Origin of the sequence: Cytobacillus mangrovibacter, from assembly GCF_042865275.1 — a bacterium.
Classification (GTDB): domain Bacteria; phylum Bacillota; class Bacilli; order Bacillales; family Cytobacillaceae; genus Cytobacillus; species Cytobacillus mangrovibacter.
Map to the genome: position 1 here is coordinate 13,609 of NZ_JBIACJ010000004.1, position 25,709 is coordinate 39,317.

Genomic DNA, 25,709 nt, shown 5'->3' on the forward strand with positions numbered 1-25,709 from the left:
AAGTTAATTGTCAGACAAACAGATAATTAAATTCTAAATATATTAAAATTACTAAATTTTCTAATAAAGGTGTAGACAAACAGACAATCTGAGTTTAATATGATAAATAAAAAGAGGGGGGGAAGGAAATTATGAATTTCGCAGTAATCGGGGCAGGTAATGGGGGGCAATGTATAGCTGGATATCTGTCCATGTTAGGCTACTCTGTGAAACAACAAGATAAAAATGGTGAACTAATTAAATCGCTGCAAGAAAAAGGCCGTATCAAATTAAAAGGTAAAGTGGTGGGAGAGGCAAGTTTAGATCTTGTTACTACTGATGTTCACCAAGTAATTGAAGACACAGATATTATCATGGTGGTTACTACAGCAGACGCTCACATGGAAGTAGCACAAGAAATAGCTCCCTTTCTACAAAAAAATCAAATCGTCATCCTTAATCCAGGGCATACGGGTGGTGCACTAGAATTTTTACATACCATTATACAACATGGCTGTTTAAACATACCCGTTATTGCAGAAACACAAGATTTGCTATTTAGCTGTAGAGCAGTCTCTGTAGGAGAGGTTAATGTTTCAGGTATAAAAAGAGTAATGGACATAGCGTCAATCCCATCTGAAAAGGCATCGGAAGTTGTGGATCTTTTTAAAGATATTTTCCCGCAATTTCGTGCTAGGCCAAATGTACTTTATACCAGCCTAAATAATCTTGGGGCTATGGTTCATCCTGTGCCGACATTACTGAATGCAGGAAGAATTGAAAGCCAACAGTCATTTGATTATTACAGTGAAGGTATAACAAAGGGTATAGCAAATGTAATGGAACAAATGGATGAAGAAAGACTATCCATTGGAAAGGCTTTAGGAGTAGATTTAACCTCTATATTGCAATGGCAGTATGAGGCCTATGGAATAGAGGCTGATTCTATATATGAAGCGCTAACTTGTAACGAATCATATATAGGCATTAAAGCACCAAAAACATTAGATTCTCGTTTTCTTACTGAGGATGTTCCGTGTGGGTTGGTCCCGCTTGTAAATATAGGCAGACTCTTGGGCATCGAAATGCCAGTCACTCAGTCATTTATAGAAACAGCAAATTCTTTACTTAGGAAAGATTACAGGAAAGAAGGAAGAAATTTAGAAAAACTCGGTATTAAAAATCACCTTGAGGAACTAATGCATGTAATTTCGTAATCAAAATTCCATAAAAAAGGGGAAATCAAAAAATGACTAAAAGAAAAAGGTCAAGTTTTATGCTTTTTATGGTAACCATTTCAATCATTGTTCTTTTATCGGCGTGTTCTGGTGGCGGAAATGATACAACGAGCTCCAGTAAAGGTGACGGGGAAGATCAATTAGTTTGGAAACTAAATCATATCAGACCAAATGATACAAGAACGGACATCTCTGCAAAGAAATTTGCTGAAGATGTTGAAGCTTCAACAGAGGGAAGATTAAAAATAGAAATATACCCAAATGCAGAATTAGGGGATTATCAATTAGTACAAGAGAGTATATCAATGGGGGAAATTGAAATGCAGCTGGCTTCTGTTGGAACAAACGTTGACCCTACCCTGCAAGTAGCAGTTGTTCCATATCTAGTTTCGGATTGGGAAGAGGCAAAAAAACTTTATGGAAAAGGTGGAGTAATAAATGATTATATTTCCACTCAACTAGAAAAGCAAAATATAAAGCTATTAGCAGTCTATCCACAATACTTTGGGTCTGTTTTTCTAGCAAAAGAACCAAATGATCCCCAAAATCCTGATTCTAAAAAGAATGTTAAAATTCGTGTGCCAGGAATGAAGTCATTCGAGGAATTTGGGAAAGGGCTTGGCTTTACCGTTACTCCTTTACCTGCATCGGAAATCTTCACTGCACTGCAAACTGGTGTAATTGAAGGGACTGTTGGTGGTGGTACTGAACTTTACTATAACGAATACAGAGAGCTTGGAAAATATGTAATGCCATTAAGAACACATTTTGAAGCCCATTATCTTACAGTTAACCAGGATGTATGGAATAAACTAGCGGATAAAGATCAAGAATCAGTGCTGGAAATTGCAGCTTCATTAGAAGAAAGTGCATTTAAACAGGCAGAAGAAGAGGATTTAAAATATGATGAATTAATTGAAAAAGAAGGAATTGAAGTTATTGACTTCACCGAGGAAGAAATAAAAGCATACGCAAATAAGGTTAGAAAAGAAGTATGGCCAAAGATCGAAGGTCAGTATGGGGATACATTCCAAGAGATAAAAAAAGAGCTAGGTATTAATTAATAGTTATTTAAATTGCTAGGAAAGGAATGGAGAAATGAGAGCGATAAAAATTGACAAAAGTGATAATGTAGCAGTGGTGGTACTAGATACGGAACAAGGAGACATCCTAATAGTTGAAGATAATGAAGTCCAATCCCTTCAAGATATACAAGCAGGCCATAAAATTGCTATGGAAGATATAAAAAAAGACGAAATGGTAATTAAATATGGCGTTCCTATTGGAAAGGCGATTACTGATATAAAGATCGGCGAACATGTACATATTCATAATGTAGAAGACATTACTGAGCAACTATGTGTTCAGAATAAAGAAAAGTTTATGAAGAAAGGGGAGAGTATAAGATCATGAATACTATGCAAGGATACATGAGAGAAAACGGTACGTTAGGTATTAGAAACTATATACTTGTAATATCAACAGTTTCATGTGTGAATTCAATATCATCCAAAATTGCCCAAAAAACTGGTGCAATTGCAATTAACCATGAGCAGGGATGCGTTGAGTTTAAAGATGACCACAAAAGGACGGTATTATCTATATCCTCAGCTGGAAAAAATCCTAATGTCGCAGGGGTTTTAGTGGTAGGGCTAGGATGCGAGCAGACTTCTTCGCAACCCTTAATTAGATCAATTGAGGCTACAGGAAAACCCGTTGAATTTGTTAGGGTCCAAGATGAAGGCGGTTCTCCCGAGGCGATACAAAAAGGAATTGAGTTAGTGGAGAAGCTCCAAAAACAGGCTTCAGAATTAAAACGCGATGAATGCTCCGTTGAAGGGTTAGTAGTAGGTGTTCAATGTGGTGGATCCGATTGGACAACGGCGATATCCGGAAACACTGTTATTGGAAGAATGACAGATTTAGTGGTGAAAAATGGTGGGTCTGTGCTGATGTCTGAAGTTGCTGGGTTCCCTGGAAGCGAACATATTGTTGCCGAACAGGCCGTTTCGCATGAGGTAGGTTTAGAAGTTTTTCAAATGGTTGATGAATTAAGGGCTGATTTTGTAAAGGATTATGGGCAAACAATTGAAAAAATAAATCCAACACCTGGAAATAAAGCAGGCGGTATTACTACACTTGTTGAAAAATCAATGGGGAACATAAAAAAAATGGGATCCTCACCAATTCAGGGATTATTAAAATTAGAAGATAAAATTCCTTATCCCGGATTATGGATTGTTGATTCTAGAGTTCAAGGTCCGGATCAATTTAGCACTTCGGGTTTTGCGATTTTAGGAGCAAATGTAACTGTATTTAGTACGGGACGCGGTACACCGATTGGTAATGCAGTTATGCCTTTAATTAAAATTACAGGAAATCCGAAATCGTATCAAAAGTTAAATAGTATTTTAGACTTTAATGCAGGTGTGGTTTTAGAAGGAGCAACGATTGAAGAAACTGGAGAAGAGTTATATAAGTTGTTATTAGAGGTTGCAAGTGGAAAACAAACTAAATCGGAAATTAATGAAAACTTTGAATTTGTTGTACCAAGAGAGCCAAAAAGAAAGGTAGTTTAAGTAAAAGGGGCACGTAATAAGTGCCCTATTTTAAAAGACGTTTCTGGGTGGGGGTGTTTGGATGAAGAGTGTTATCAATAAGTTAGTAGCATTACAGAACATTATTAGTGTTATTGTTCTATTCTCATTGCTAGCGCTTATTTTTGTTCAGGTTTTGCTTAGATATGTATTTAATTTGCCTTTAATGGGAATTGAGGAATTGATGTTATTTCCAACTATTTGGCTTTATATGTTAGGTGCAGCAAATGCCTCAGAGGAAAGAAGTCATATTGTTGTAGATATTGCTGATGTTTTTATTAAAAGTCAAAAGGTATTGAGGACTATTCATTTTATCAAGAATGTTATAAGTGTGATTATAGCGATTATACTAACTTATTGGTGTTTTGACTATTTCCAATACTCATTAAAAATATGGAAGTTAAGTGCCTTACTTTCAGTACCAATGTTTTTGGCAGAATCTGCTCTTTTTATTGGCCTATTGCTCATGTCAATCTATTCTATATCCGATCTTATAAAAAACATGAAATCATTAATCTTTAAAGGGAATTCGGAGCAAGGGGAGAGTGTTCAATAATGTTAACCATATTTGCCCTAAACATCCTGCTACTTTTTGCATTATTGCTTATTGGTACACCACTACCCTATTGTTTTGGGGCGGCCCTTATATTTATGGTTATCTTTGCCGATATCCCGATCAACAGTTTAATGTTATGGGGATTTAATCAGATGATTGGGCCAGTTCTACTGGCTGGACCACTGTTTATTCTAGTTGGTTCAGTTATTGCGGAGAGTGGTATTGCACCGAGGTTATTAAATGCTGTAAATCTACTTGTAGGTAAGATTAAGGGAGCTATTGGGGTACTAGTAGTTATGGCATGTGGGTTGTTAGGAGCTATTTCCGGTAGTTCATTTACGGGAATTGCCGCTGTAGGGCCAATTATGATTCCACAAATGATGGCACAAGGGTACACAAGAGGATATGCCACATCATTAGTAAGTGTGTCATCAATTTTAGGGGTATTAATACCACCAAGTGTACCGCTTATTATATACGGTTGGGTGACTGGAACCTCGGTATTGGGATCCTTTCTTGCAACTGTTGGGCCAGGGATCTTAGTTATGATTTTATTCTCAATTGTTAATGTAGTATATTCCCGAAAGGCATTGCCAGCAAACATTGAAGTAGCAGCCGCTATAGAAAACAAAATAGAGATGGATCCAATAGAAAAGAAGAAAAATTTAAAAGTTATTTTAGGCGCTATTCCGGGATTCTTAATGCCTGTTATCATCCTTGGAGGTATTTATGGCGGCGTTTTTACTCCGACAGAAGCAGCCGCTGTTGCTGGAGTATTTGCGATGATTATCGGAATTGCTGTTTATCGTGAGCTAGGAAGAGTAAAGCTTTATAAGGTTTTTAAAGAATCAACTTCTTCTATTGGCGCCATAATGGCTATGATTCTATTTTGCCTGTTGCTTGCCCAAACCTATGTTCAACTAAAAATTCCACAGCAATTGATTGAAATCTTTATGGGTATTACAGAAAGCAAAGCGGTTATTTTGATATTAGTAAGTCTCTTCCTCCTATTTGTAGGAATGATTGTTAATGATACGACTGCAATCATACTCTGTGCACCACTTCTATTGCCACTAGTTGTACAGTATGGGGTTGATCCAATTCATTTTGCAGCAATTATGTGTGTAAATCTAGCTATGGGCGGTGTTACACCTCCGTATGCAAGTGTTCTTTATTTTGGTATGAGGGTTGGGAAGGCAAAGTTCAGTGAGGTATTAAAACCAACCTTTATGTTTATCCTGTTTGCTTACCTTCCAGTATTAATTTTGACAGTTGCTTGGGAACCTTTATCCATGTTCCTACCTAGACTATTTGGATACTAAATTAGATTTAGGAAATGAGGATTTCTCGGAAAAGAAAGGTGAGAGAAAATGAATCCAGAAGTAATTGTTATAGGTGGGGGTGTTATAGGCTCATCTATAACCTATCATCTTGCTCGGGATGGAGTAAAAGTAAAACAATTGGAAAAAGGCAGTATTGCTAATCAAGGGGCAGCATCCCGAGCCTCGGCTGGTGGAATCAGATTAAATAATCGAGATCCTAGAGAATTATCATTAGCAAAGGCAAGCGTTCTCCGATGGGAAACATTGGAGGAAGAGCTGGGGGCCGACCTAGAATATATCTCAACTGGTCAAATAATGTTATATGATCACCGATATAGCATGGAAGTACTCCAAGAACAGGTTAAAGAGGATGAAAAAGGCGGGATTCCTGCCCAAATTGTTGATCAAAATGGATTGAAAGAATTCATCCCTTGTATTTCTCCCTTATACACAAAAGGTATATTTTATCCAAGTGGTGGGCAGGCAAATGGATTATTGACTACCATAGCTTTTTCTTCCGCAGCGCGAAGACTCGGGGCCGATGTTGTCACCGGTATCGAGGTTTATTCAATAAAAACGGAAAACAATAAAGTGATTGGGGTAAATACTAGTTCAGGTTTTATGCCCTGCAGTACAGTCATTAACGCAGCAGGTGCATGGGCACCAAAAATACATGAAACATTAAATTTATCTCTACCGCAAATTAAGACCTTCCGTCATCAAATGTCTGCAACATATGCAGCACCGTTAATTCTTCCCGGCCCAACAATTAGTGCAAAGGAAACGAAAATATCGCTTAAACAGACAATTGATGGGAGAATCAGAGCAGGCGGCGGATATTCGACTAAGCCTGGACCAGACGAATACTCTGGAGTTTTCAATGAAGAAAGTTTAAATCAACAAAGGGAGACTGTTATATCAATTATCCCTGAGGCGGAAAAATACGGAATAGATTTTACATACTATGGAGCCGAAGCACATTGTATAGATGATATTCCAATTTTAGGCGAAGTTCCTGAGGTTTTAGGTTATATACTTGCTGCCGGATTTAGCGGACATGGTTTTACACTCTCTCCAGGGGTTGGACAAGTAATTTCTGAAATTGTCCAAAAGAAGCCTCTTTCTATATCTATCGATGGACTAACAATTGAACGGCCATTTAGCGTTGATGGGATTAATGATGGTGCCATTCGTCATTTTCCGGGGTAAAGCCTTGAATAGTATTTAAGTATTTTAATATTTATAGTAGTTTACGATGGGGTTAAAACGAAGGATTTACACATTTGAAAACCTAATATATTGAATAATTTACGGGGTGGATAAAATGGAAAATACAACTTTATTAAACCAAAATGATATTAAAAGCTTAATCACTATGAAAGAAGTAGTAGAGATATGTGATAGGACGTTTCAGGATTATGGAAAGGGTACAACTATAAATCCGGCAAAAGTGTTATTAGACCTTGGGGAACAAGTTGAATATCCCGATTACGAAGGATTTATGAATGCAATGCCTGCATATGTAGGATGGTTAGATATTGCTGGGATTAAATGGGCAGGCGGATTCTTAGGAAAAAGAAGAGAATTAGGACTTCCCTATGTGACTTCGCTAATTTTACTAATTGACCCAAAGGTAGGAAACTTCATTGGAGCAATGGATGGAGCTTATATTACAAATTTAAGAACTGGAGCACAATCGGCTGTGGCATTAAAGTATATTAAGCAGGATATAAAATCAATTACATTGGGGCTTTATGGCGCGGGTATGCAAGGCCGAACGCAAACAATGGCGATATCAGAACTATTCGATATAGAAGAGCTTATTGTTTATGATATTAATATTGAGGCAAGTAAAAAGTTCGCGGAGGAAATGAAAGGCTTTGTAAAGGGAGACATTAAAGTTGCTAGTATACCTGAAGAAGCCGCAAATGCCGATACAATTGTGTGTGTTACTCAATCAAAAGAGCCATTTTTAAAAGATGAATGGATTAAACCTGGAACAGTTGTATTTCCAATGGGATCCTATCAGGAGTGTGAAGATTCCTTAATATTGAATTCTGATTATATTATTGTTGACCATGTTGAACAATGTTTGCATCGAGGAGTGCTAAATGAATTAACTAAAAGAAATGAAATTAGTGAAGAATCCATATTTGCAACAATAGGAGAGCTTTCAATTAGTGCTAAACAAGTCATATCACCTGAATCCAAGCGTATTGTATGTGTTCCGATTGGGACTGGTGCGATGGATGTGGCCGTTGCAAAGTATGTATTAGATAAAGCCAAAGAGAAAAACATTGGCGGATCTTTTGAATTTGTAGAGACTCCCAATTTCCAACACAGCTAAGGGAACTTTGGGAATTCTCATTATTAAAATATTTTTATTTATTGAAGTTTTTGGGGAATTGCATAGCAGTTCCCTTATTTAATTTTATTTTTTATAAGATGAAGTTGGAGGGATATTAAATGCCAATAGATTTAAGAAGTGATACCGTTACAGTACCAACTGAAAAGATGAGGGATGCTATGCGTTTCGCGGAGGTTGGAGATGATGTTTACGGGGAGGATCCTACTATAAATCGTTTGGAGCAGTTGGCTGCTCAGTTATTAGGGAAAGAATCTGCGTTATTTGTAATGAGTGGAACACAAGGTAATCAGGTTGCTGTGTTAGCCCATACTCAACGCGGAGATGAGGTAATCTTGGAGGAGTATTCACATATTTTTAATTATGAGACAGCAGGAATTTCAACAATTGCTGGTGTTCAGGCTAGGACAATTAAAGGAACTAATGGACAAATGCCTATTTCTGAAATATCACAGGCTATTAGGGGGAATGATATCCATTATCCAAAGACCGGACTAATTTGTTTAGAAAATACTCATGCATTTTCAGGTGGAAGGGTATTGCCCTTGAGTTATATGGAGGAGGTTTACAATCTTTCAAGACAGTATCAGATACCTATACATTTAGATGGGGCCAGGATATTTAATGCTGCACTTAGTCTAGGAGTTCATGTAAAGGATATTGCAAGATATGTAGACTCTGTTCAATTTTGTTTATCAAAAGGATTAAGTGCACCAATGGGATCAATATTAGTAGGTTCTAAGGAATTTATAGAAAGAGCCAGAAAGTGGAGAAAAATGTTAGGCGGGGGAACTCGACAAGCGGGTATTATTGGAGCAGCTGGAATAGTGGCATTAGAAGAAATGGTTGACCGATTGATAGAGGATCATAATCATGCAAAATATCTTGCTCAGAGTTTATCGCTTATTCATGGGATCGATATTGATGCTTATGGAGTAGAAAGCAATATCGTTATTATATCTGTTAAGGGGCTAGAGATTAAAGCTGAAGATTTTATTAATCAATTAAATCAGTTTGGTGTCTTAGCTAACACTTTTGGACCAGGCAGAATTAGATTTGTTACTCATAGGGGAATAACAAATGAACATATTGAAAAGGCAATTGCTGCTGTTAGAGCTATTTCAAATAATAATATAAATAGTTAATTGAAAATAAGGGGACGTTTCTGGTGTTTCTAAAAGAAACACCAGAAACGTCCCCATGTTTACCAAATCTCGCTTACCCACTCAGGATGGTCAATAAATGGATTACGGTTTCCTTGAATTTTAAAGATTACTTCATTACGGTTTTTTTCGAAGTCATCAACTGGATCCATTTGGTGCCATTTTAATAGTGTGGAGAGTTTGCCGTGGTAGGGAGCTGACCCGTTGCCAAGCTTTTCGTTCAGTTCAAGGTCTACTTTGTCTCCTTTTTCATAGCGTGTAGCCATGTAAAAGAGGATCCGTGCTACATCACCTTTTACGCGATCAGGTGGCTCAAAGGAATTGCTTGTCTTTTTGCAGCCATTACAGCCTGGAACTGAGCTGCCGCCGTTATCGAAATCTAAATTGCTGCGGTGGCTGTTTACTTGTACATCCGTTGGCCGTAAATGATGGATGTCAGTGCCTGGTCCTTTGGATGTTCCGAAATTGCCATGTGATTTTGCCCATGTGTGTTCACGGTTCCAATCCCCCACATTCCCGCCGTTCCGATTTTTCGAACGGGATTCGCCAGAATAAAACAAAATGACGTTATCCTTATTATTTGGGTCTTCATCCGTTTGTCGGAGAGCAGTCCACACCTCATCATAGGAAAGCTCTTTATTTTCATCAATAATGTCATGAAGAGTCGTTTTCAACTCTTGCCCAGTCTTTCCGTATGCGCCGAAGTAATAATCATTTGGATTTGTTGGATTTTCATCCGCTTTAATTGTTACAGAAAATTGAGTTGTTACGGATTTTTTACCGTCTGATGCGCTCACACCGACGATATAGCTGCCCTCTGTCAGATTAAGCGTAAGTGTGCTACCAGCCACGGTTCCAAGTGTAGCCGTATAAGTCAATTCATCTCCATCTGGATCTTCAAAATGGTTGTTGAGGGAGACCGATATGGCTTCTCCAGCCTTACCCGACTGATTCGGAATCGCTGATTTTACAATAGGCGCTTTGTTGTCAGTAGGAAAAGAGGGAACCGCAATTGGTTCCCCTTTCGTATTAGTGAACTTGATCTTCGAAGCATCTGCGCCGTTAATGAAATCAATAGCTGCTATGTTTTCAGCGCCGCGAACTTCACTTACATTTGGACCGTCAATGATGATTTTCTTCATTTCTGTTCCTTTTAAATCGATAATCGCACCTGCACTTACAGGATTGATTGTCACTTCATTCGTTTTAAATCCTTCTCCATGAAGTTCTGCATATTCGCCCTTCAGCAAGACGCCTTCTGTAATCACAGATTGTGCATCTAGTGTAACGGAAGCACTTTTCTTCGTGATAGTTAATTTCTTTGTTGTGAAGTTTTTAAAGTCGTAAATCTTTTCAGGTGTGATTGGGTCTACGACAGGTGGTGCGTCTTTTAAATCAATCTGAACCATTACCGGATCATGGTCACTTGCACGGCCAGCCATGTCTGTAAAATCGGCATTGATATGAAGAATATCAATTTTTGTTTGATCAGTTAAATTGTTAGTTACTAAAATATGATCCAGCACTTGGGAATTCCCTTGATATAAATAAGTGTAGCGATCAGATGCTTCGATTCGATTAATCATATTCGTCATGATGTCACCCTCATGAATCTTGAGAGATTCAGAGAATTGATAATCGTTGAAGTCTCCTAATGAAACGACATTTGCTTTCGGATTTTTCGTTTTAATATCTGCTACGAAGTCATGGACGATTTGCGCAATCTTATGACGTTGTTCTTCGCTCTTGTACACTGGCGGCTGAATGGCACCAAATAATGGTGTATCACCCGTCTTGGAGTTCCAATGGTTAGCAATGACAATGACATTTTCGCCTTGGAATTCGAACTGGGCAGCCACTGGCTTACGACTGCTATTGAATGCTGAATTTGTTGGGGCGATACGGCCAGGATTCAAGGTCAATTTTCCGTTTTCATAACCGACAGCAGTTGTCGCATTACCAGCTGGAATGCCTTCGGTTAATTTAACACGTTCAGGATTGTAAAGGAATCCAACACGAATATTGGCATTTGGTGCTCCACCGTCCATGTTGTTTACCGGATCAATATTTGCATATTTATACTCTACGCCGCCAGCTGCTTTGATTGCCGTAATAAGGCGCTCATAGCTTTGGTTTGCTTTAGAATCACCAGCATCTTGACCATTATTATCTTGAACTTCTGTCACACCAACAATATCTGGGCTTTGCATATCTCCAGCAATTGCTCGCGCTAATTTTTGAGCCTTGTCATTGGATGTTTCCTTCGTATTGTTCGAAAAGTTTTCAAGGTTGTATGAGGCAACCGTTAACTTATCATCCGCTTTAATGATCGTTGTTTTCTCTGGTGTAGCAGTACCTTTCACTTTTGCTTCCTTCATCTCATCCAAAGAAACGTAGATTTTAAAGTTCTGGTATGAATAGCCCACAACCCCTGTAATTGGACCTGTGAATGAATCACCTGTCGCTATTTCAAAATCACGGCCAGGACCATTCGGCTCTAAGCGGAACTGAATGCGATTCGGGTTTTGTTTTTCCTTTTCATATAATAATCCACCGTGAAGTGTATTCGTTGGTGCACTTTCGAGAACAGTTATTAAATCACCATGTTCCTGCGGTGCAACTGCTTTTACATTGCCCACTTCAACACGCATTCCCTCAACGCTTTCCCAGAAGTCGATCGCATCTGATTCAGGATTGAATACCTTAAGTTGATCGCTATCAATTGCTTCAAACGCGACATTCTCTTCGTTGAGAATAATTGGCTTTGGCAATGCTACATTTTCTTTGATTTTCTCAACTTTTCCACCTTGATCATTGCGCACATTGATTTGAGTAGTCTTTAAGTCTGTTACGTTACGGTCATCATATCCATCATAAGCATACTCACTTACTTTACCAGTCACTGAAACCAAATCACCGACTTTAATTGGCCATGCATTTTTCCCACTATATAAATGGATCGCCTCGGAAGTGTTCGGATTATCATCTGCTAAAGCATCCGGTGTTTGGATTGTGTAGTAATAGGAACCGCTAAGGGTGAATGAATAAGTTACAATTCCCTCAAGGCCTTCAACCATTTTTCCATCAAATGGCGTGTTGTGTCCTTCACCTTGGATATCATGGATTTGTAAAGCATCTGTAATGACATATTCAAATGTTGACACGTCACTCAGTTTGCCGTCTTTTGCTTTTACAACAGCTTTAAGAGTCGTGTTCTTTGTGATTTCAATTGGTGCCGTATACTTCGTGCTTTTGTCTGTTGGTTCAGAACCATCGACCGTATAGAAGATTTCAGCATCAGCTGTCGTTGTAGACAAGGCAACGGTTGTACTTCCAACAAACGTACCGCTTCCTGGCTGAGCAACGGCTGGACTTAGAGTGGAACTATCTACTACAATGTCCTGCCCTGAACGCGGAATGATTTGATAGTCTGTTCCGAATTGCTGCACGATGCCTGTAATCGACTCATATGTCACATCAACCGTTAATGAAGGATATGCGCCATTTTCATCACGTACGATGAAGCTAGCGTCATCAGCTGAAGCTGTGAAGTTTTTCCAGCTTGTGCCTGTAACTGCAGTTAACGTAACATTGTTAACTGTTACAAGTTGTGACTCGTGGTCTTCGTTCACTTGGCTGCCTGTCACCACTTTTGGAGTAGGGGAACCAGCGTTTTCAGTTTTTGAATCTACGACTGCTCCGTCCAATTGAAGTAGCCCTTGGTAGTCAGCCAATGTTCCTGTTAAAGTCACTTCATCGCCAATATTTACACCAAGGCTTGTCGGACGTACGGCAATTCCGCCTGTCGTATCTTGAACAGAAATTGTATTTTTTAAGTTAGCTGCAACAGTTCCTTTAATCGTTACTTTCTCGCCTATACCTTTTGCACGTGCATCAGCGATAGAGATTACTTCAGGTTCTTCTGGGTCTGGGTCAGGACCTGGGTCCGTTCCGTTCATTGTGTGTGAACCTAAGAAGGTAAAAGTATTTATTGGTTCTGCATTCCATTGGGTAGGGTCAAAAGCATCATTAATCTCTTTATCTCCAGTTGTAACATTACTTTTCCTTACATACGTCACATCTTTCGCAAAATCAGCAGAAGATCCAACTTGTCCGATAGAGTCGACCACATCACCAGCTTTTCTTAAAACAACGGGATCGTTACCGTTAAAATTAATGACGTTATTATTTACCAAGTCGCCTTGCGCTTTAATTGCCGCATCTGCTTGGCTATTATACAAAACAAATACGTCACCGTCTTGAATTGTTCCTGTTAAGTTGGCTTTTTGGGCTGCTGTTGCTGCACCATTAACATGGAGCTCAAGTGTATATCCTTCTAAATTAACTGGTGCACCAGTCCCATTGTAGATTTCAATCGCTTTGTTTACGCCACTGCCTTCAATATACTCCGAAATAATCAAATCGGAAGCTGTGGTTGCTGCGACTGCTACAGAAGGCACTGATGGAATCATTAAGCTTACGGCTAAGCCGCTTGCCATCAACGTGGTCAAGGATTTTTTGAACCTGCCTTTATTCATGCGTATGAATCTCCTTTTCTCCTATCAGAATTAGGATTATTTTTCGAAAAGCGTTGAATTAGAAAATTGTTTCACCGTCAACCACGATTCCATTGAGATTTACATTTCCGTTAAAATCAGTCAAGTTGAGATCGCCATGAACTGTCACGTTAGTAAATGACAAGTTTGCCACATCACCAGTAATTGTCAGGTTTCCGTTAACAGTTGCGTTCTCTAATTTTGCGACAGAGTCAACATTGATTGTTACATCTCCGGTGTATACAGCCGGCTTGTCTGGTGTACCGGAGAAGTTATCGTCTGTCACAACGGGTGCTTCTTTAGTTACGTCCTTGATGCGACCTTCAATTGTCGGTGTCACTTCTTTTTCCGCTTTGACATAATCTCTGAATGTTTCCCAATCTGAGTAGCCCCAGTCAGTGACACGGCTTGCTTCATACGCTGCTTTGAAGACATTAAATCCGTCTCCGCCTTTAGCTGTGAATGCATTTGTTGCTACCACGTATTTAGCATTTTCTTCTATTGCCACATAGTCTCCGCCAACATTGACTTCCATGGAAACAATTCGTTCCCCAACTGGCTTTGTGCTGTCAAATGTGAATTTCATTCCTGAAACATGCAAGAAGCCGCCACTCTCTTTTGGTGCTTGGCTCACGCTGTGTTCAAGAGCTGCTTTGATTTCCGCACCAGACAATTCCATTGTTGCAAGAGTGTTGCCGAATGGAAGGATAGTTAAAATATCCCCTAATGTGATTGGTCCTTTGTCAAGTGCTGCACGAATACCGCCGCCATTTTGCATCGCAATCACAGTGCGTGGGTCTTTTTCTTTCGCTTTTGCAAGCATGCCATCAGCAATTAGATTTCCTAGTGCCGTTTCAGTAGCACGAACACTCACACCTTCCACATTTCCTTCATCAGTAAGACGAGGATTTGGATAGGCTTCAGTCGCAGTTGCTCCTGTTTGAGTATTCTTCAAATCATCAATTTTGGAAGAGTACTCTTTTAAAAGTTCGGCTGCTTCTTCGTCATCTGCTTTTTTGGATACATCAATCAATTGACCTGTTTTCGCAACAACTTTTCCTTTTGCATCAAATTCAACATCTAATGCTCCTAAGAAATCACCATATTGATACGCCTGTACAATAATCGTTGGATCTTTTTCTTTTCCTTCTTCGTCCTTGGTCACTTCGACAGCTGCATCAAGTCTTGTATGGCTATGTCCACCAACAATGACGTCGATGCCATCTACTAATTTTGCAAGCTCAAGATCATTATCAACCTGCACGTTATCATCGAAACCGATATGGGTAACTGCTACAATTTTATTAACACCTTGTTTTTCTAGAGAATCAACTGCGTTTTGTGCAGAATCAATATAGTACTTGAATTCTACAGCTTCAGGAGATGCAATGCTTGATGTCTCTTCGGTCGTTAAACCAATAAAACCGATCTTTTCACCATCGACCGTCTTAATCAATGAATTGTAGATTTTGCCGCCCTCAGGGTTGGAAGATAGTCCAGGAACGAACAAATCCTTCAAGTTAGCATCCTTCGAGAAATCAACGTTACTGCTGACGATTGGGAATTTAGCACCTTTAATGAAATCAGCCAATGCCTCATGACCTTCTGGAGAACCTCCAAGATCAAATTCATGATTACCTAAAGTCATAACATCATAGCCTGCAAGATTCATAAATGCTAAGTCTGCCTGTCCTTTATATTCATTAAAATAGAGTGTACCAGAGAAAACATCCCCTGCATCAACTAATACAGCATCCGGTTTTTTCGCTCGAACCTCTTTAATCGCCGTGATCCGTTTCGCAACATTATCCAAGTGTGCATGTGTATCATTCGTATGCATTAGAGAGAGCGTAAAATTATCTTTTTCCGGCGGATCAGGGTTTACAACCGGTGGAGATGTTGTTGATGGGCTGGAAACGATCACTGTTAAGACCACATCAGCAGCGCGGTTGCCTGCTAAGTCAACAGCAGAATACGTAACTGTGTATGTTCCAGGATTCTTCGTATCCAACTTATCAATTGTTTTACCAGAAGCATCCTTTATGACAGTCGTCACTTTAACGGCTGGGTCATAATTATCTGTCGCTGTTACAGTTGGCAGATTATATGATGCCCCGTAAGAAACATAGATTGTTTTTTGCCCTTCAAATTTTAGTACCGGCGCTTCAGTGTCCAGCAAATGCTTCGAACGGTAGATGAATAAAGCGACTTGTCCAGTCGTAGCTTTCAAAGAAGAACCAAATTTTGTTGCGCTCACGCCTTTTGTGAGCCCCGAATTCAGTAATGCATCCACATAAGGATCCCATGGCGAACTTACATCGGTAAAACCGTTTTTCACAGTGCCCGCTTTCAAACCGAATGCAATCGTCAAAACCTTCGCAAGCTCAGCTCTTGTTATGTAATCATCAGGTGCGAAGCTGCTTGCCGTTTTTCCGTTAATAATCCCTTTGGCAAATAAGGCGTTTACAGAACCCTTTACCCGTGCATTCAAATCAGTGAACTTCGTAGAAGGAGCATTCTGCACGTCCAATCTTAATGCATTGGCAACCATTACTGCGACATCGCCACGTTTGATTGGATCATTTACCTTAGACAGTGAATTCTCCAATCCATTGGCAATACCAGCAGACTTAACATACTCTACAGCTGCCTTATACTCTCCTGTCGCATCTGATGTCGATGCGCTAACAGGTGCAACCGCAGAAACAACCAAAGCTGCCGCAGCCGCTGTTGCTACAAACCGTTTGTACCTATCTGACTTGTAACCCATCTCAAAACCTCCAATTCTAAAAGTCTAGGCATTTCGCCTGTATTATACTATGCAGCCAATGCTAGTTTTATAAATTTACTTTATCTTTAAAATTTTTAATATATTCTTTACAAAGAGACATGTCGTGTTTCTTTAGTAGAACGTGGGGACGTTTCTTGTGTTTCCTTTTGTTTGTGGAACATGGGGACGGTTCCTATGTTTCTAGGTAGATAGCCATAATTAAGATAAACCGCAAAGTTTGCGTATTGGTTTTACGGCTATTAGGTTTAAACTCATGCGTCATAGGAACGACTCGAGATTTGTCGATAAATTTCTGGGGAGAGGGGAACAAGGGGACGTTTCTTTCGTTTCCCATAAAAAGGACAAGAGGGATAGATATCATATCCCAATCAAATCAAATGGGACAACGAACCTGTCCCCATGTCACTCTGAGGCCACTACAAATAAAGAGACAAAGGGCAAGTAACTACCCTCTGTCTCTTTCACCAAATCTAGAATTCTATTCAAAAATATAACCTATTACATCCAATGCCTGATCAACTGTTTCCACAGTCACATTTGCTTTATTTGAAAGTTCTTTTAATGGGTGAATTAATGATTCAGGTCTAATGATAATGGTAGGCTTATTCATTGTTATAGCTGTGCTAGCATCCATTGCTGTATTCCATTGTTTATATTTTTCACCAAATAATGCAATGACAATATCTGATTTTTGCATTAAAACCTGTGTTCTGAAATTATTAATATCAGATGCTGCATCATCCCTATACAAATCGCCAGGTTGTTTCCCTAGAATTTCCTCACCGATATGATCTGATCTCTCATGGTTTGTTTGAGGTGCAACGAATAGTAACGGTAAATTTCTTCCTTTAGCCTTTTTTTCCAAATCATTTCTCCAATTATCGTGAATCTGTCCAGCTAAATAAACGGTTAACTCCATTATTATCCCTCCCAACTTTGTTCTAACTCTATCAGATTTTACAAGATTTTCAAAATGATTTGAAACAAGGGGACGTTTCTTGTGTTTCTTTTTCTCTCTTCTTAAGGGTAGAGCTCATATTAGAGCAATCTATTGTTGAAACTAGCTAAGTAGTGAGTCGTATGTCTAACTTATTAAGAAGTAAGAAGTCTTCTTATTATCGAATTTGTATTACAGTGATGGGTTTATTGGGGATGTTAATAGTAGTACTTTTTATTATTAGTGTAATTTAGAAATAAACGAAAGGAAACACAGGAACCGTCCCTGTGTTTTCTATATTTTATTAGACTTCATAAAGTGCTGCCCAATCGCACCGATTATTAAAATAATAATTGAAATGGCACTGTAGTCTTTGAAAAAGGTGGTAAAGGGCATATCTAGAAATAAGAATACAGCTGTAATTATCCTGCCAAGTAATAGTAAAAGTCCGATTATTAGCATCCAGTTAAAGACCTTTTCCAAAAATATCATCTAATCTTCCTTTAAATTTATTTGTACGTATGAACAATTATTTCTCCTTCGGTTTTTCCCCAATTAGGCCCATCAAATACATTTGTGAAAAGGCAAATCCATTGTATGTTTTCTGAACAATTGCAGGAATTGCTAAATCAAGATTTAAATAGGTAGTTAATATTAACTGTGTGAACTCTTTTTGATCTGTTAAGGCATATTCTTGTAATTGTTTTACAAACTCCTTGCTAACACTTTCTCTGCCTCCAAGTACTTGTTGTAATTGATATCCTGCCAGATAAAGTTCAGCAGCTATATCTTCATCTGATTTTTGATGTTCGGCTACATAAGCAGAAATCCATTCACGTACTAGTGAAGAGGTATCTTTATTATTTTCCTTAGCGATATATTGAAAACTTTCCTTCAACTCTTTTGATATACGGATTTGCAAATTCGTATCCATTTAGCTCATTCCTCCTTAAAAGAATAAAACTATTATATACACATTGTAATTACAATGTCAATACATGGATGAGGGGACGGTTCTCTCGTTTCTTAGTTTTCCAATTTCAAGTCAGAAAGTACAGGAAAGAAACACGAGAAACGTCCCCATGTTTCTACATGTTTCTATAAATTTGCAAAAAATATTGGGAGGATTTATGAGTTTGATGTGGAATATGAATATAGAACCACAAATCCCGCTTATCTCTAAACGATCTAGCCCGCCTATTTCCCCAATCAGCAATCTAAACATTCTTAGTCCCTATTTTCTTTTAATTACCCTTTTTAGCAAGGAGGTTTGATTTCAAAATTATAAGTAAGGATTATCGTGTGAATGGTCCAAATAATATCAATTTCCCCTAAATAGCTCCCTTTTGAAATTTAGCTATTTCCGCATCATTCCTGTCCGTTTAAGAGGACAGACCCCACCTATACCAATGAAATTCCGCTTGTCCACTGTGAAGTTTTGCTGAAATGGCATTAGGTTCAAGCAGTCGTTAGACGTGGGGGAGATCATATTAATAGGATACAATCCACGGTAACGAATCTCACTTCACATACCCTCATCACAACAATAAACATATCCATTTGTAAAATTCCAATACCTGCAATTGTACATGCAAGCTAATGATCGAGTGGATTTTTTCCATTTCACAATCGTTGAAGAAGGCATCAAGATTAGGGTTTTAACGCGTTTTACAACAAATTTTATAGATAGTGGTGATAGAAATGGCTCGTATGGCCAGAGTGAAAAGTAAAACCGGAATCTACCATATTATATGGAGAGGTGCGAATAGGCAGGAAATATTCCATGATGATGAAGACTGGATGAAATTTCTCGATAGCCTTAAAAAGTATAAAGCAAAATATGGATTGATTGTATATGCGTGGTGCTTGATGGGGAATCATGTACATTTGCTGATAAAAGAAGGGAATGAAGATATTTCAATTACAATGAAACGGATAGGGGTGAGCTATGTTATGTATTACCACTGGAAATATAGAACAACAGGTCATCTATTTCAGGGGCGATTCAAAAGTGAGAATGTCGAAAATGATGGCTATTTAAAGAAGGTTGTAAGGTATATCCACCAAAATCCGGTTAAGGCCGGAATGGTTAACCATGCTGATGAATGGAAGTGGAGCAGTTGTTTAGGATACTATGGTGGCAATTCTCACCCGAAGGGCATGCTGGATTGTGATTTTATTTTACGGATGTTTTCTGTTGAAAGTACCCTTGCAATTGATAGTTTTAAAGAATTTAACGAGATGAAAAATGATGATAAATGTCTAAGCTATCGAGTGAATAGAAGAAGATTATCAGATGAAGAAGCCAGGCATGAAATCAAGAAACTACTTGGATCAATTGAAATTGCACAAGTAAAAAGTTTACCAAAGATAAAAAGAGACGAATTGCTGCGAAAAGTGAAAGAGATCGATGGGCTAACACTGCGTCAGGCAGCAAGAATTTTGGGCGTTTCTTTGAGTCTTTTATTTAAAGCATGAACATGGGGACGTTTCTCATGTTTCCCTTCAAAGAGAATGCTAAGCCTAAATTCCATGGTTTTTGGCAGTTATTATAGAAAAATGATGTGGGAAGTAAAATTTACTGGTAGTTTAATATGACCACTATGCTAGACTTTGGTGTTTTCTTTAAGCTTGTTTATGAAACGTAGTAGGAAACAGCGGAAACGTCCCCATGTTTCTTTATGCAGTGTAGTAGGAACAAAAGAAACGTCCCCAAGTTTCGCAAGAACCGTCCCGAAAAGGAGTGTTTAAAAATGGCATCGACTGTATATAGCTTTACGATTACAGGCATACAAGGTCATCTTGTGGAGGTTGAAACGGATACTTTGATTGGGCTGCCTTCTGTATCGATTGTTGGGTTGGGTGATAAGGCGGTTAAGGAAGCGAAGGAGCGATTGGAGGCGGCGATAAAGAATGCTGGCTATTCCTTTCCGCCTCAAAAGATTGTTTTTAATCTCGCTCCATCTGATATGAAAAAGGCTGGCACACATTTTGATCTACCGATGGCAATCGGGCTTTTAGTTCAAACGCAACAAATAAAACCTGTCGCCTTTTTAAATACAGGGCTGATCGGGGAATTGTCACTTAACTCTTTTATTCGTCCTGTTTCTGGCATCTTGCCAATGGTTATTGAGGCGAAGGAGCGAGGAATTGTAAGGTTAATTATTGCAAAAGAAAATGTCCAAGAAGCCCAGCTTGTAAAAGGGGTAGAAATTATCGGCTGCAATTTACTAAAGGATGCAATCGATGTAGTAGAAGGTAAACCACCTCATTCCACAGGATTTGCAACAGCCACTCAACCTCAACCTCCAAATGACTACTTGATAGATTTCAAAGATGTAAAAGGACTTCATTCTTTGGTTGAATACATAAGCATAGCTGCTGCTGGTGGACATAACTTTCTTATGGTTGGGCCGCCTGGCTGTGGGAAATCGATGATTGCCAAGCGAATTCCTACGATTCTGCCAAAAATGACTGAGGAAGAATCACTCGAAGTGATGAAAATATACAGTGTTGCTAATCTATTAAAGGATAAAGGCAACCTAATAACTGAGCGCCCCTTTAGATCCCCACACCATAACGCTTCCATAAACTCGATAATTGGCGGTGGAACCTTTGCACTGCCGGGTGAAATTTCCCTTGCTCATAATGGTGTTTTATTTTTAGATGAAATAGCTGAGTTTAGCAAAAAGGCCCTTGATTCGATGAGGCAGCCACTCGAAGATTATTCTGTCACCATTTCGAGAGTATGGGGATCGAACACATATCCAGCCAATTTTATGCTTGTAGGTGCGATGAACCCCTGTCCTTGTGGTTATCATGGTCAATCGAAATGCAGATGTACCGATTATGAAATTATAAAATATCGGCAGAAGCTTTCTGGACCGATAATGGATCGAATGGATATTCAAAAGTATGTTGGCATAGTTGATTTTTTTAATAATGAGGATCAGGGAATTAGCTCTGAATTGATCCGAGATCAAGTTGAAAAAGCAAGGAGGACTCAGCAGGAGCGGTACAAGGAATTCCCTGAAATTAATTGCAATGCCCAGTTAACGCCAGCATTGATCAAGAAATTCTGTGTTCTAGATAATGATTGTACCAGCCTGCTGCAACAAGCGTATCGCTGCTTCCAATATAGCGGCAGATCTCTGCATAAATTCATTAAAGTTGCGCGAACGATAGCAGACTTAGAAGGAGCAGATCACATTCAAATTCACCATTTAAAGAAAAGTCTCTTAAGCCGGGATATTGAAAAAGAAACATCATTATTAAGGGGGAACTGATATGGATGTCTATTGGATTTGGTTAAGTAGATTGAAATACGTAGGACCAGTTTTGCAAAAACAGCTTATTACTTATTTTTCTAACCCGAAAGAAGTCTATGAAGCAAGCGAAGAAGAGTTAACCGGTGTTCCAAAAATGACAAATAATGCACTGCGATCCATCACCTTTAACCGCTCTCTAAAGGAAGCAGAGAACATACTTAACGAGGTTAGAAAAAGTGGAATAAACCTGCTTTTTTTTGACGATGTGCTTTATCCTAAGTTTGCAAGTGAAAGCAAGGGATCACCAATTGTCCTCTATTATCGAGGGGAAATCCAGCCACTTCTGACGACTGTAGGAATCGTTGGTGCTAGAAGGTGCACCTTGTATGGAAAGAAAATAGCAGAGCAGATAGGTGAGGAACTTGCGTCATTAAATATTCCAGTCATTAGTGGCTTTGCAAAAGGAATCGACAGCTATGCTCAAGCTGCTTGCATTCGAAAAGGGGGATACACTCTTGCCTTCCTCGGATGCGGACCAGATATTTGTTATCCGCCAGAACAAAGGCAGCTCTACAATCAAATCCTTGAAAAAGGAGGTGCATTTATTTCCCAATATCCACCCAGAACGGCACCGTTGCCCAAATATTTTATCGCAAGAAATGCTTTAATTAGCGCTTGGTCCACTGAGCTTGTGATCGTGGAGGCAGGTGAACAGAGCGGAGCCCTATGGACTGCCCAATTCGCCGTTAAAAATAACAAACCCGTATACGCCGTCCCTAATCGAATTGATACCCCAGAAGGAATAGGTACGAACAACCTGCTATCTAACGGAATTCCTCCCTATTTAGGAATCCATAGCCTCCAAGCTGCCTTGGATAAAATGAAAAATAGCAAGCATTTACCTGCAACACAAACTACACAAGATCCTATCTTACACCTTCTTTCCGAGGAACCCTCCACCATTCAGCAACTATCCAATCAACTAAACCTCAGTGAATCCGAAATAACGGATCAACTTCTCCATCTAGAACTAGAAAAACAAATCATCATTAGAGGAAATATAGTTTTTAAGAGATAGAACATGGGGACGTTTCTCATGTTTTCCTTCCTAACAAATGCTGATTCTGGATTCTAGAGTTAATGGAATTCTTATGGAAAAATGATGTTGTGAGTAGCTTTTATAAGCCATGTACTTAAGGCATAGCGGGGACAGAGGAACTCTTTATACCTAAGGAAACAGAAGAACCGTCCCCATGTTTCTAGGTAGTTCGTAACGGCACTAAAGAAACTTGTCTTAGGTTATAGATTTATTTTACAATTTTGAATAAATACATATTTAGGTAGGAATGGGGGAATTTGATTGAAAAGGAAAATAGTTTCATTGGTTATTGGTTTTACTTTGCTTTTTGGATTTACGCTTGGTGTAGGTGCTGCACCTGTATTGGAGAAAATCTCTGCACATCTCAATTGGACGATTAAGTTTAGCCTTGATGGGAAGAATTGGACTCCTAAAGATGATAAAGGAAATAAGCTTGCGCCAATCACGTATAAAAATACAACGTACCTCCCAGTTCGTGCTGTTTCAGAGGCGATTGGGACGTCAGTAAATTGGGATCAAAAGACACAAACTATTCATTTAGGTGAACGTTCCGGAATCGTGCCAATTACTTCAGAAGAAATGAGCTTAGGTGCATTTGCGTTTTCAACAATCGATAAACAGTACACTGTCCAAAACGGAAAAGATTATCAATCAGGGATTGTGTTTGAAGGTTTAAATTCAGCTTCAAAAAGTTTCCGTTTACTGCCAAAGGGCAAATATCAAAAGGTAAACCTTACTTTAATAGCACTAGATACTAAAAACGATATTCGCATACAAATCGAGAATAAAGGGACAGTTCTTAAGGATGTTACTCTATCCGCTAGCCAACCGACAAGTACTATTGAGCTGAACATAGGTGGATTTGACGAAATTTCCTTTACAGGGAAATCCGCGTTAGGCTCAAAAGAAAATGTACTGATTACAGGAACTTATAAATAGACAGGGGGACGTTTCTTGCGTTTCCCTGTACTGAATATGAATTCCATATTAATAAGGTTTTTTCGAAAAGGTAGAGTTAGAATCGCTTGAATAAGAAAATCAAAATAATTATGGTAATTGATGGGATCACAGAGCCAGGGCTTTGGGGATCCCTTTTTGTATTCATAAGTAATAGTTTATAAAGTGTAATGGAAACAAGAGAACCGTCCCTCTGTTCAAATTAATTCAATAACCCATAAATCATCTTCGTAGCCTTTTTGGATAGGGTATAAATATGGTGTGTATCATTTTTATACATTATAGTTCCGTGCTCTGCGCTGATCCAAAGAAAATAGGATTCATTTTTCAACTCAACTGTATAATCAGGATCTACGATGTTTACTATACCTGATTCCTTTTTTGCATTTTTAAACGATGTTGAAAAACTCTTAACCACTTTAGGATCAGCAAAAGTAATTAATGAATCTTCTATGACTTCGGAGAAACTTTTCATTTTGTAGACTTTTACGATAGCACTTTTTTCATGTATTTGAATGCTTTCTTCATTTATTTGGATTTCCCAAGTAGAGGTTTCCTTATTGTAATTAACATGTTTCACTTTAATGAATGCCTGGTCATCCACTAGTTGGAACTGTTCAATGGCCTTCTTAATAGCTTCAGACTCATTCATCTTTGCGTTATTAGGTGATTCGCTTGGTATCACCGAAATTTTCCTAGCTGAACCTTGTTTCGGATAAGATTCATTTACTCCGCCATCAAACCACACTTCTACACGACCACCAATTTCAACATCGATTGTTACATTTCCCACCCAAGCTGCATCGTAATATTCCTTTACACCACCATTTTCACTGAAATCCTGTGCGATAGGGCTTACGACTAAGATTCGATTCTCGTCTTTGTTTGTCACGTATCCTGATAAATGAGGCTCTTCAACAACCTGATCACTTGTATTCTCTTTATTGCATCCAGTAATCACTGCACCTATTAATAAAAATAATATGAATCGAGAAATTTTTTTCATTGTGCCTCCTATATGATAGCTATTCAATGGATTAGACGAAAAATTGGGTGAAATGTTTCACTAAAATAAAAGGATGCCCCGAGTTTTGTTAAAACTCGGGGCATCCTTTTATTTTTCAAACTATAGAGGGAACGCGGGAACCGTCCCCATGTTTCGCCCCCATGTTTCGCTCAATGGAAACGCAAGAAACGTCCCCACGTTTCAATAAATCCCAATCACTTCAAAAGAGTCTTTATCCGGTGTTCCTGTGTTTCCTTCTTTGCCTTTTAGGGCTCGTGTTAAGAAGACGGAGAATTGGGCTCTTGTTGTTGGGTTGCTTGGCTGGAATGTATTGTTAGGGAAACCTTCTGTAATCTTATGGCCAACTAGGTTTTGGATATCTAGGTATCCCCAGAATTTAGAGTTGACATCTTTGAAGGTTACTTTTGTGCTTTTCTTTTCTAATTTAAATGCCCGATTAATAATCGCGGCCATTTCAGCTCTAGTTAATGTTTTATTTGGATAAAAGCTTCCATCTGTTCCGGTAAAAATTCCTTCATCTACAACGGTTGCGATGACGTCAAATCCAACGGTACTTCTGCTAATATCTTTAAATTGAGGGTTTGGCCGATTCGTTGTGTTTAAATTTAATGCCTTCACAACCATTGCTGCGGCATCGATTCTTTTTACATTATCATTCGGACCAAAGTTCCCATTTGGATAACCACTAATAATATTTTTACCAAAAAGGTAATCAATTTCACTTTTTGCCCAAAAGTTATTTGGAATATCTTTGAATGTGGCGGCTTGAATGGTAAGTCCAAAAAGTAATGAACTAACAATCGAAGCCACAATCACTAGAAAACCGAGTTTCTTCATTTGTATAATCCCCCAGC

General features: G+C 38.8%; 20 protein-coding genes. 13 read left to right on the forward strand and 7 right to left on the reverse strand.

Annotated features, from left to right (window positions below):
- Window positions 1-131: 131 nt before the first annotated feature.
- From ACFYKT_RS08710 to ltaE, 9 genes are all read left to right on the forward strand, one after another.
- The gene (locus ACFYKT_RS08710) at window positions 132-1,196 is read left to right on the forward strand and encodes an NAD/NADP octopine/nopaline dehydrogenase family protein (RefSeq protein WP_389218362.1); all 1,065 of its coding nucleotides are present in this window, start codon (window positions 132-134) and stop codon (window positions 1,194-1,196) included.
- A gap of 32 nt (window positions 1,197-1,228) precedes the next feature.
- Complete coding sequence (gene dctP / locus ACFYKT_RS08715; protein WP_389218365.1) at window positions 1,229-2,281, forward strand: TRAP transporter substrate-binding protein DctP; 1,053 nt, start codon at window positions 1,229-1,231, stop codon at window positions 2,279-2,281.
- 34 nt (window positions 2,282-2,315) lie between these two features.
- A complete protein-coding gene (locus ACFYKT_RS08720) occupies window positions 2,316-2,630 on the forward strand; it encodes a UxaA family hydrolase (RefSeq protein ID WP_389218368.1) in 315 nt (104 codons plus the stop codon).
- On the forward strand, window positions 2,627-3,796 hold the full coding sequence (locus tag ACFYKT_RS08725) for a UxaA family hydrolase (protein ID WP_389218370.1): 1,170 nt from the start codon (window positions 2,627-2,629) through the stop codon (window positions 3,794-3,796). Before ACFYKT_RS08720 ends, ACFYKT_RS08725 begins: the two co-directional genes overlap by 4 nt.
- Window positions 3,797-3,857: 61 nt before the next feature.
- Window positions 3,858-4,370 (forward strand): TRAP transporter small permease, encoded by a 513-nt coding sequence (locus ACFYKT_RS08730; protein WP_389218373.1) that lies wholly within the window; start codon window positions 3,858-3,860, stop codon window positions 4,368-4,370.
- A complete protein-coding gene (locus ACFYKT_RS08735; protein WP_389218375.1) occupies window positions 4,370-5,692 on the forward strand; it encodes a TRAP transporter large permease in 1,323 nt (440 codons plus the stop codon). Before ACFYKT_RS08730 ends, ACFYKT_RS08735 begins: the two co-directional genes overlap by 1 nt.
- 48 nt (window positions 5,693-5,740) lie before the next feature.
- Window positions 5,741-6,901 (forward strand): NAD(P)/FAD-dependent oxidoreductase, encoded by a 1,161-nt coding sequence (locus tag ACFYKT_RS08740; protein WP_389218378.1) that lies wholly within the window; start codon window positions 5,741-5,743, stop codon window positions 6,899-6,901.
- Between the two features lie 115 nt (window positions 6,902-7,016).
- Window positions 7,017-8,039 (forward strand): ornithine cyclodeaminase family protein, encoded by a 1,023-nt coding sequence (locus ACFYKT_RS08745; RefSeq protein ID WP_389218381.1) that lies wholly within the window; start codon window positions 7,017-7,019, stop codon window positions 8,037-8,039.
- A gap of 119 nt (window positions 8,040-8,158) precedes the next feature.
- Window positions 8,159-9,202, forward strand: a complete 1,044-nt coding sequence (gene ltaE / locus ACFYKT_RS08750; RefSeq protein WP_389218383.1) for a low-specificity L-threonine aldolase — start codon at window positions 8,159-8,161, stop codon at window positions 9,200-9,202.
- 59 nt (window positions 9,203-9,261) lie between these two features.
- Here the strand turns inward: ltaE and ACFYKT_RS08755 are convergent, their stop codons facing one another.
- The 5 genes from ACFYKT_RS08755 to ACFYKT_RS08775 all read right to left on the reverse strand — a co-directional run bounded on the left by ACFYKT_RS08755 (window position 9,262) and on the right by ACFYKT_RS08775 (window position 18,438).
- Window positions 9,262-13,758 carry an endonuclease gene (locus ACFYKT_RS08755; protein ID WP_389218385.1) on the reverse strand — a complete coding sequence of 1,499 codons (4,497 nt, stop codon included), beginning with the start codon at window positions 13,756-13,758 and terminating at the stop codon, window positions 9,262-9,264.
- A gap of 58 nt (window positions 13,759-13,816) precedes the next feature.
- The gene (locus ACFYKT_RS08760) at window positions 13,817-16,546 is read right to left on the reverse strand and encodes a 5'-nucleotidase C-terminal domain-containing protein (RefSeq protein WP_389218388.1); all 2,730 of its coding nucleotides are present in this window, start codon (window positions 16,544-16,546) and stop codon (window positions 13,817-13,819) included.
- A 499-nt stretch (window positions 16,547-17,045) separates the two neighbouring features.
- Window positions 17,046-17,486, reverse strand: a complete 441-nt coding sequence (locus ACFYKT_RS08765; RefSeq protein WP_389218391.1) for a YtoQ family protein — start codon at window positions 17,484-17,486, stop codon at window positions 17,046-17,048.
- 312 nt (window positions 17,487-17,798) lie between these two features.
- Window positions 17,799-17,996: a hypothetical protein gene (locus tag ACFYKT_RS08770; protein WP_389218394.1), complete on the reverse strand. Its 198-nt coding sequence runs from the start codon at window positions 17,994-17,996 to the stop codon at window positions 17,799-17,801.
- A 37-nt stretch (window positions 17,997-18,033) separates the two neighbouring features.
- Complete coding sequence (locus tag ACFYKT_RS08775; protein ID WP_389218398.1) at window positions 18,034-18,438, reverse strand: hypothetical protein; 405 nt, start codon at window positions 18,436-18,438, stop codon at window positions 18,034-18,036.
- Window positions 18,439-19,205: 767 nt separating this feature from the next.
- Between ACFYKT_RS08775 and ACFYKT_RS08780 the strand changes: the two genes are divergently transcribed.
- From ACFYKT_RS08780 to ACFYKT_RS08795, 4 genes are all read left to right on the forward strand, one after another.
- On the forward strand, window positions 19,206-19,982 hold the full coding sequence (locus ACFYKT_RS08780; protein ID WP_389218401.1) for a transposase: 777 nt from the start codon (window positions 19,206-19,208) through the stop codon (window positions 19,980-19,982).
- A gap of 275 nt (window positions 19,983-20,257) precedes the next feature.
- Window positions 20,258-21,790 (forward strand): YifB family Mg chelatase-like AAA ATPase, encoded by a 1,533-nt coding sequence (locus ACFYKT_RS08785; protein ID WP_389218404.1) that lies wholly within the window; start codon window positions 20,258-20,260, stop codon window positions 21,788-21,790.
- Window position 21,791: 1 nt separating this feature from the next.
- Window positions 21,792-22,850, forward strand: coding sequence for a DNA-processing protein DprA (locus ACFYKT_RS08790; RefSeq protein ID WP_389218407.1), 1,059 nt, complete (start codon window positions 21,792-21,794; stop codon window positions 22,848-22,850).
- Between the two features lie 282 nt (window positions 22,851-23,132).
- Complete coding sequence (locus ACFYKT_RS08795; protein ID WP_389218410.1) at window positions 23,133-23,810, forward strand: stalk domain-containing protein; 678 nt, start codon at window positions 23,133-23,135, stop codon at window positions 23,808-23,810.
- A 220-nt stretch (window positions 23,811-24,030) separates the two neighbouring features.
- On the opposite strand, the gene ACFYKT_RS08800 is transcribed toward ACFYKT_RS08795, so the two are convergent.
- Complete coding sequence (locus ACFYKT_RS08800) at window positions 24,031-24,834, reverse strand: YobA family protein (RefSeq protein WP_389218412.1); 804 nt, start codon at window positions 24,832-24,834, stop codon at window positions 24,031-24,033.
- 201 nt (window positions 24,835-25,035) lie between these two features.
- The gene (locus tag ACFYKT_RS08805) at window positions 25,036-25,692 is read right to left on the reverse strand and encodes an S-layer homology domain-containing protein (RefSeq protein WP_389218415.1); all 657 of its coding nucleotides are present in this window, start codon (window positions 25,690-25,692) and stop codon (window positions 25,036-25,038) included.
- Between the last annotated feature and the right edge of the window lie 17 nt (window positions 25,693-25,709).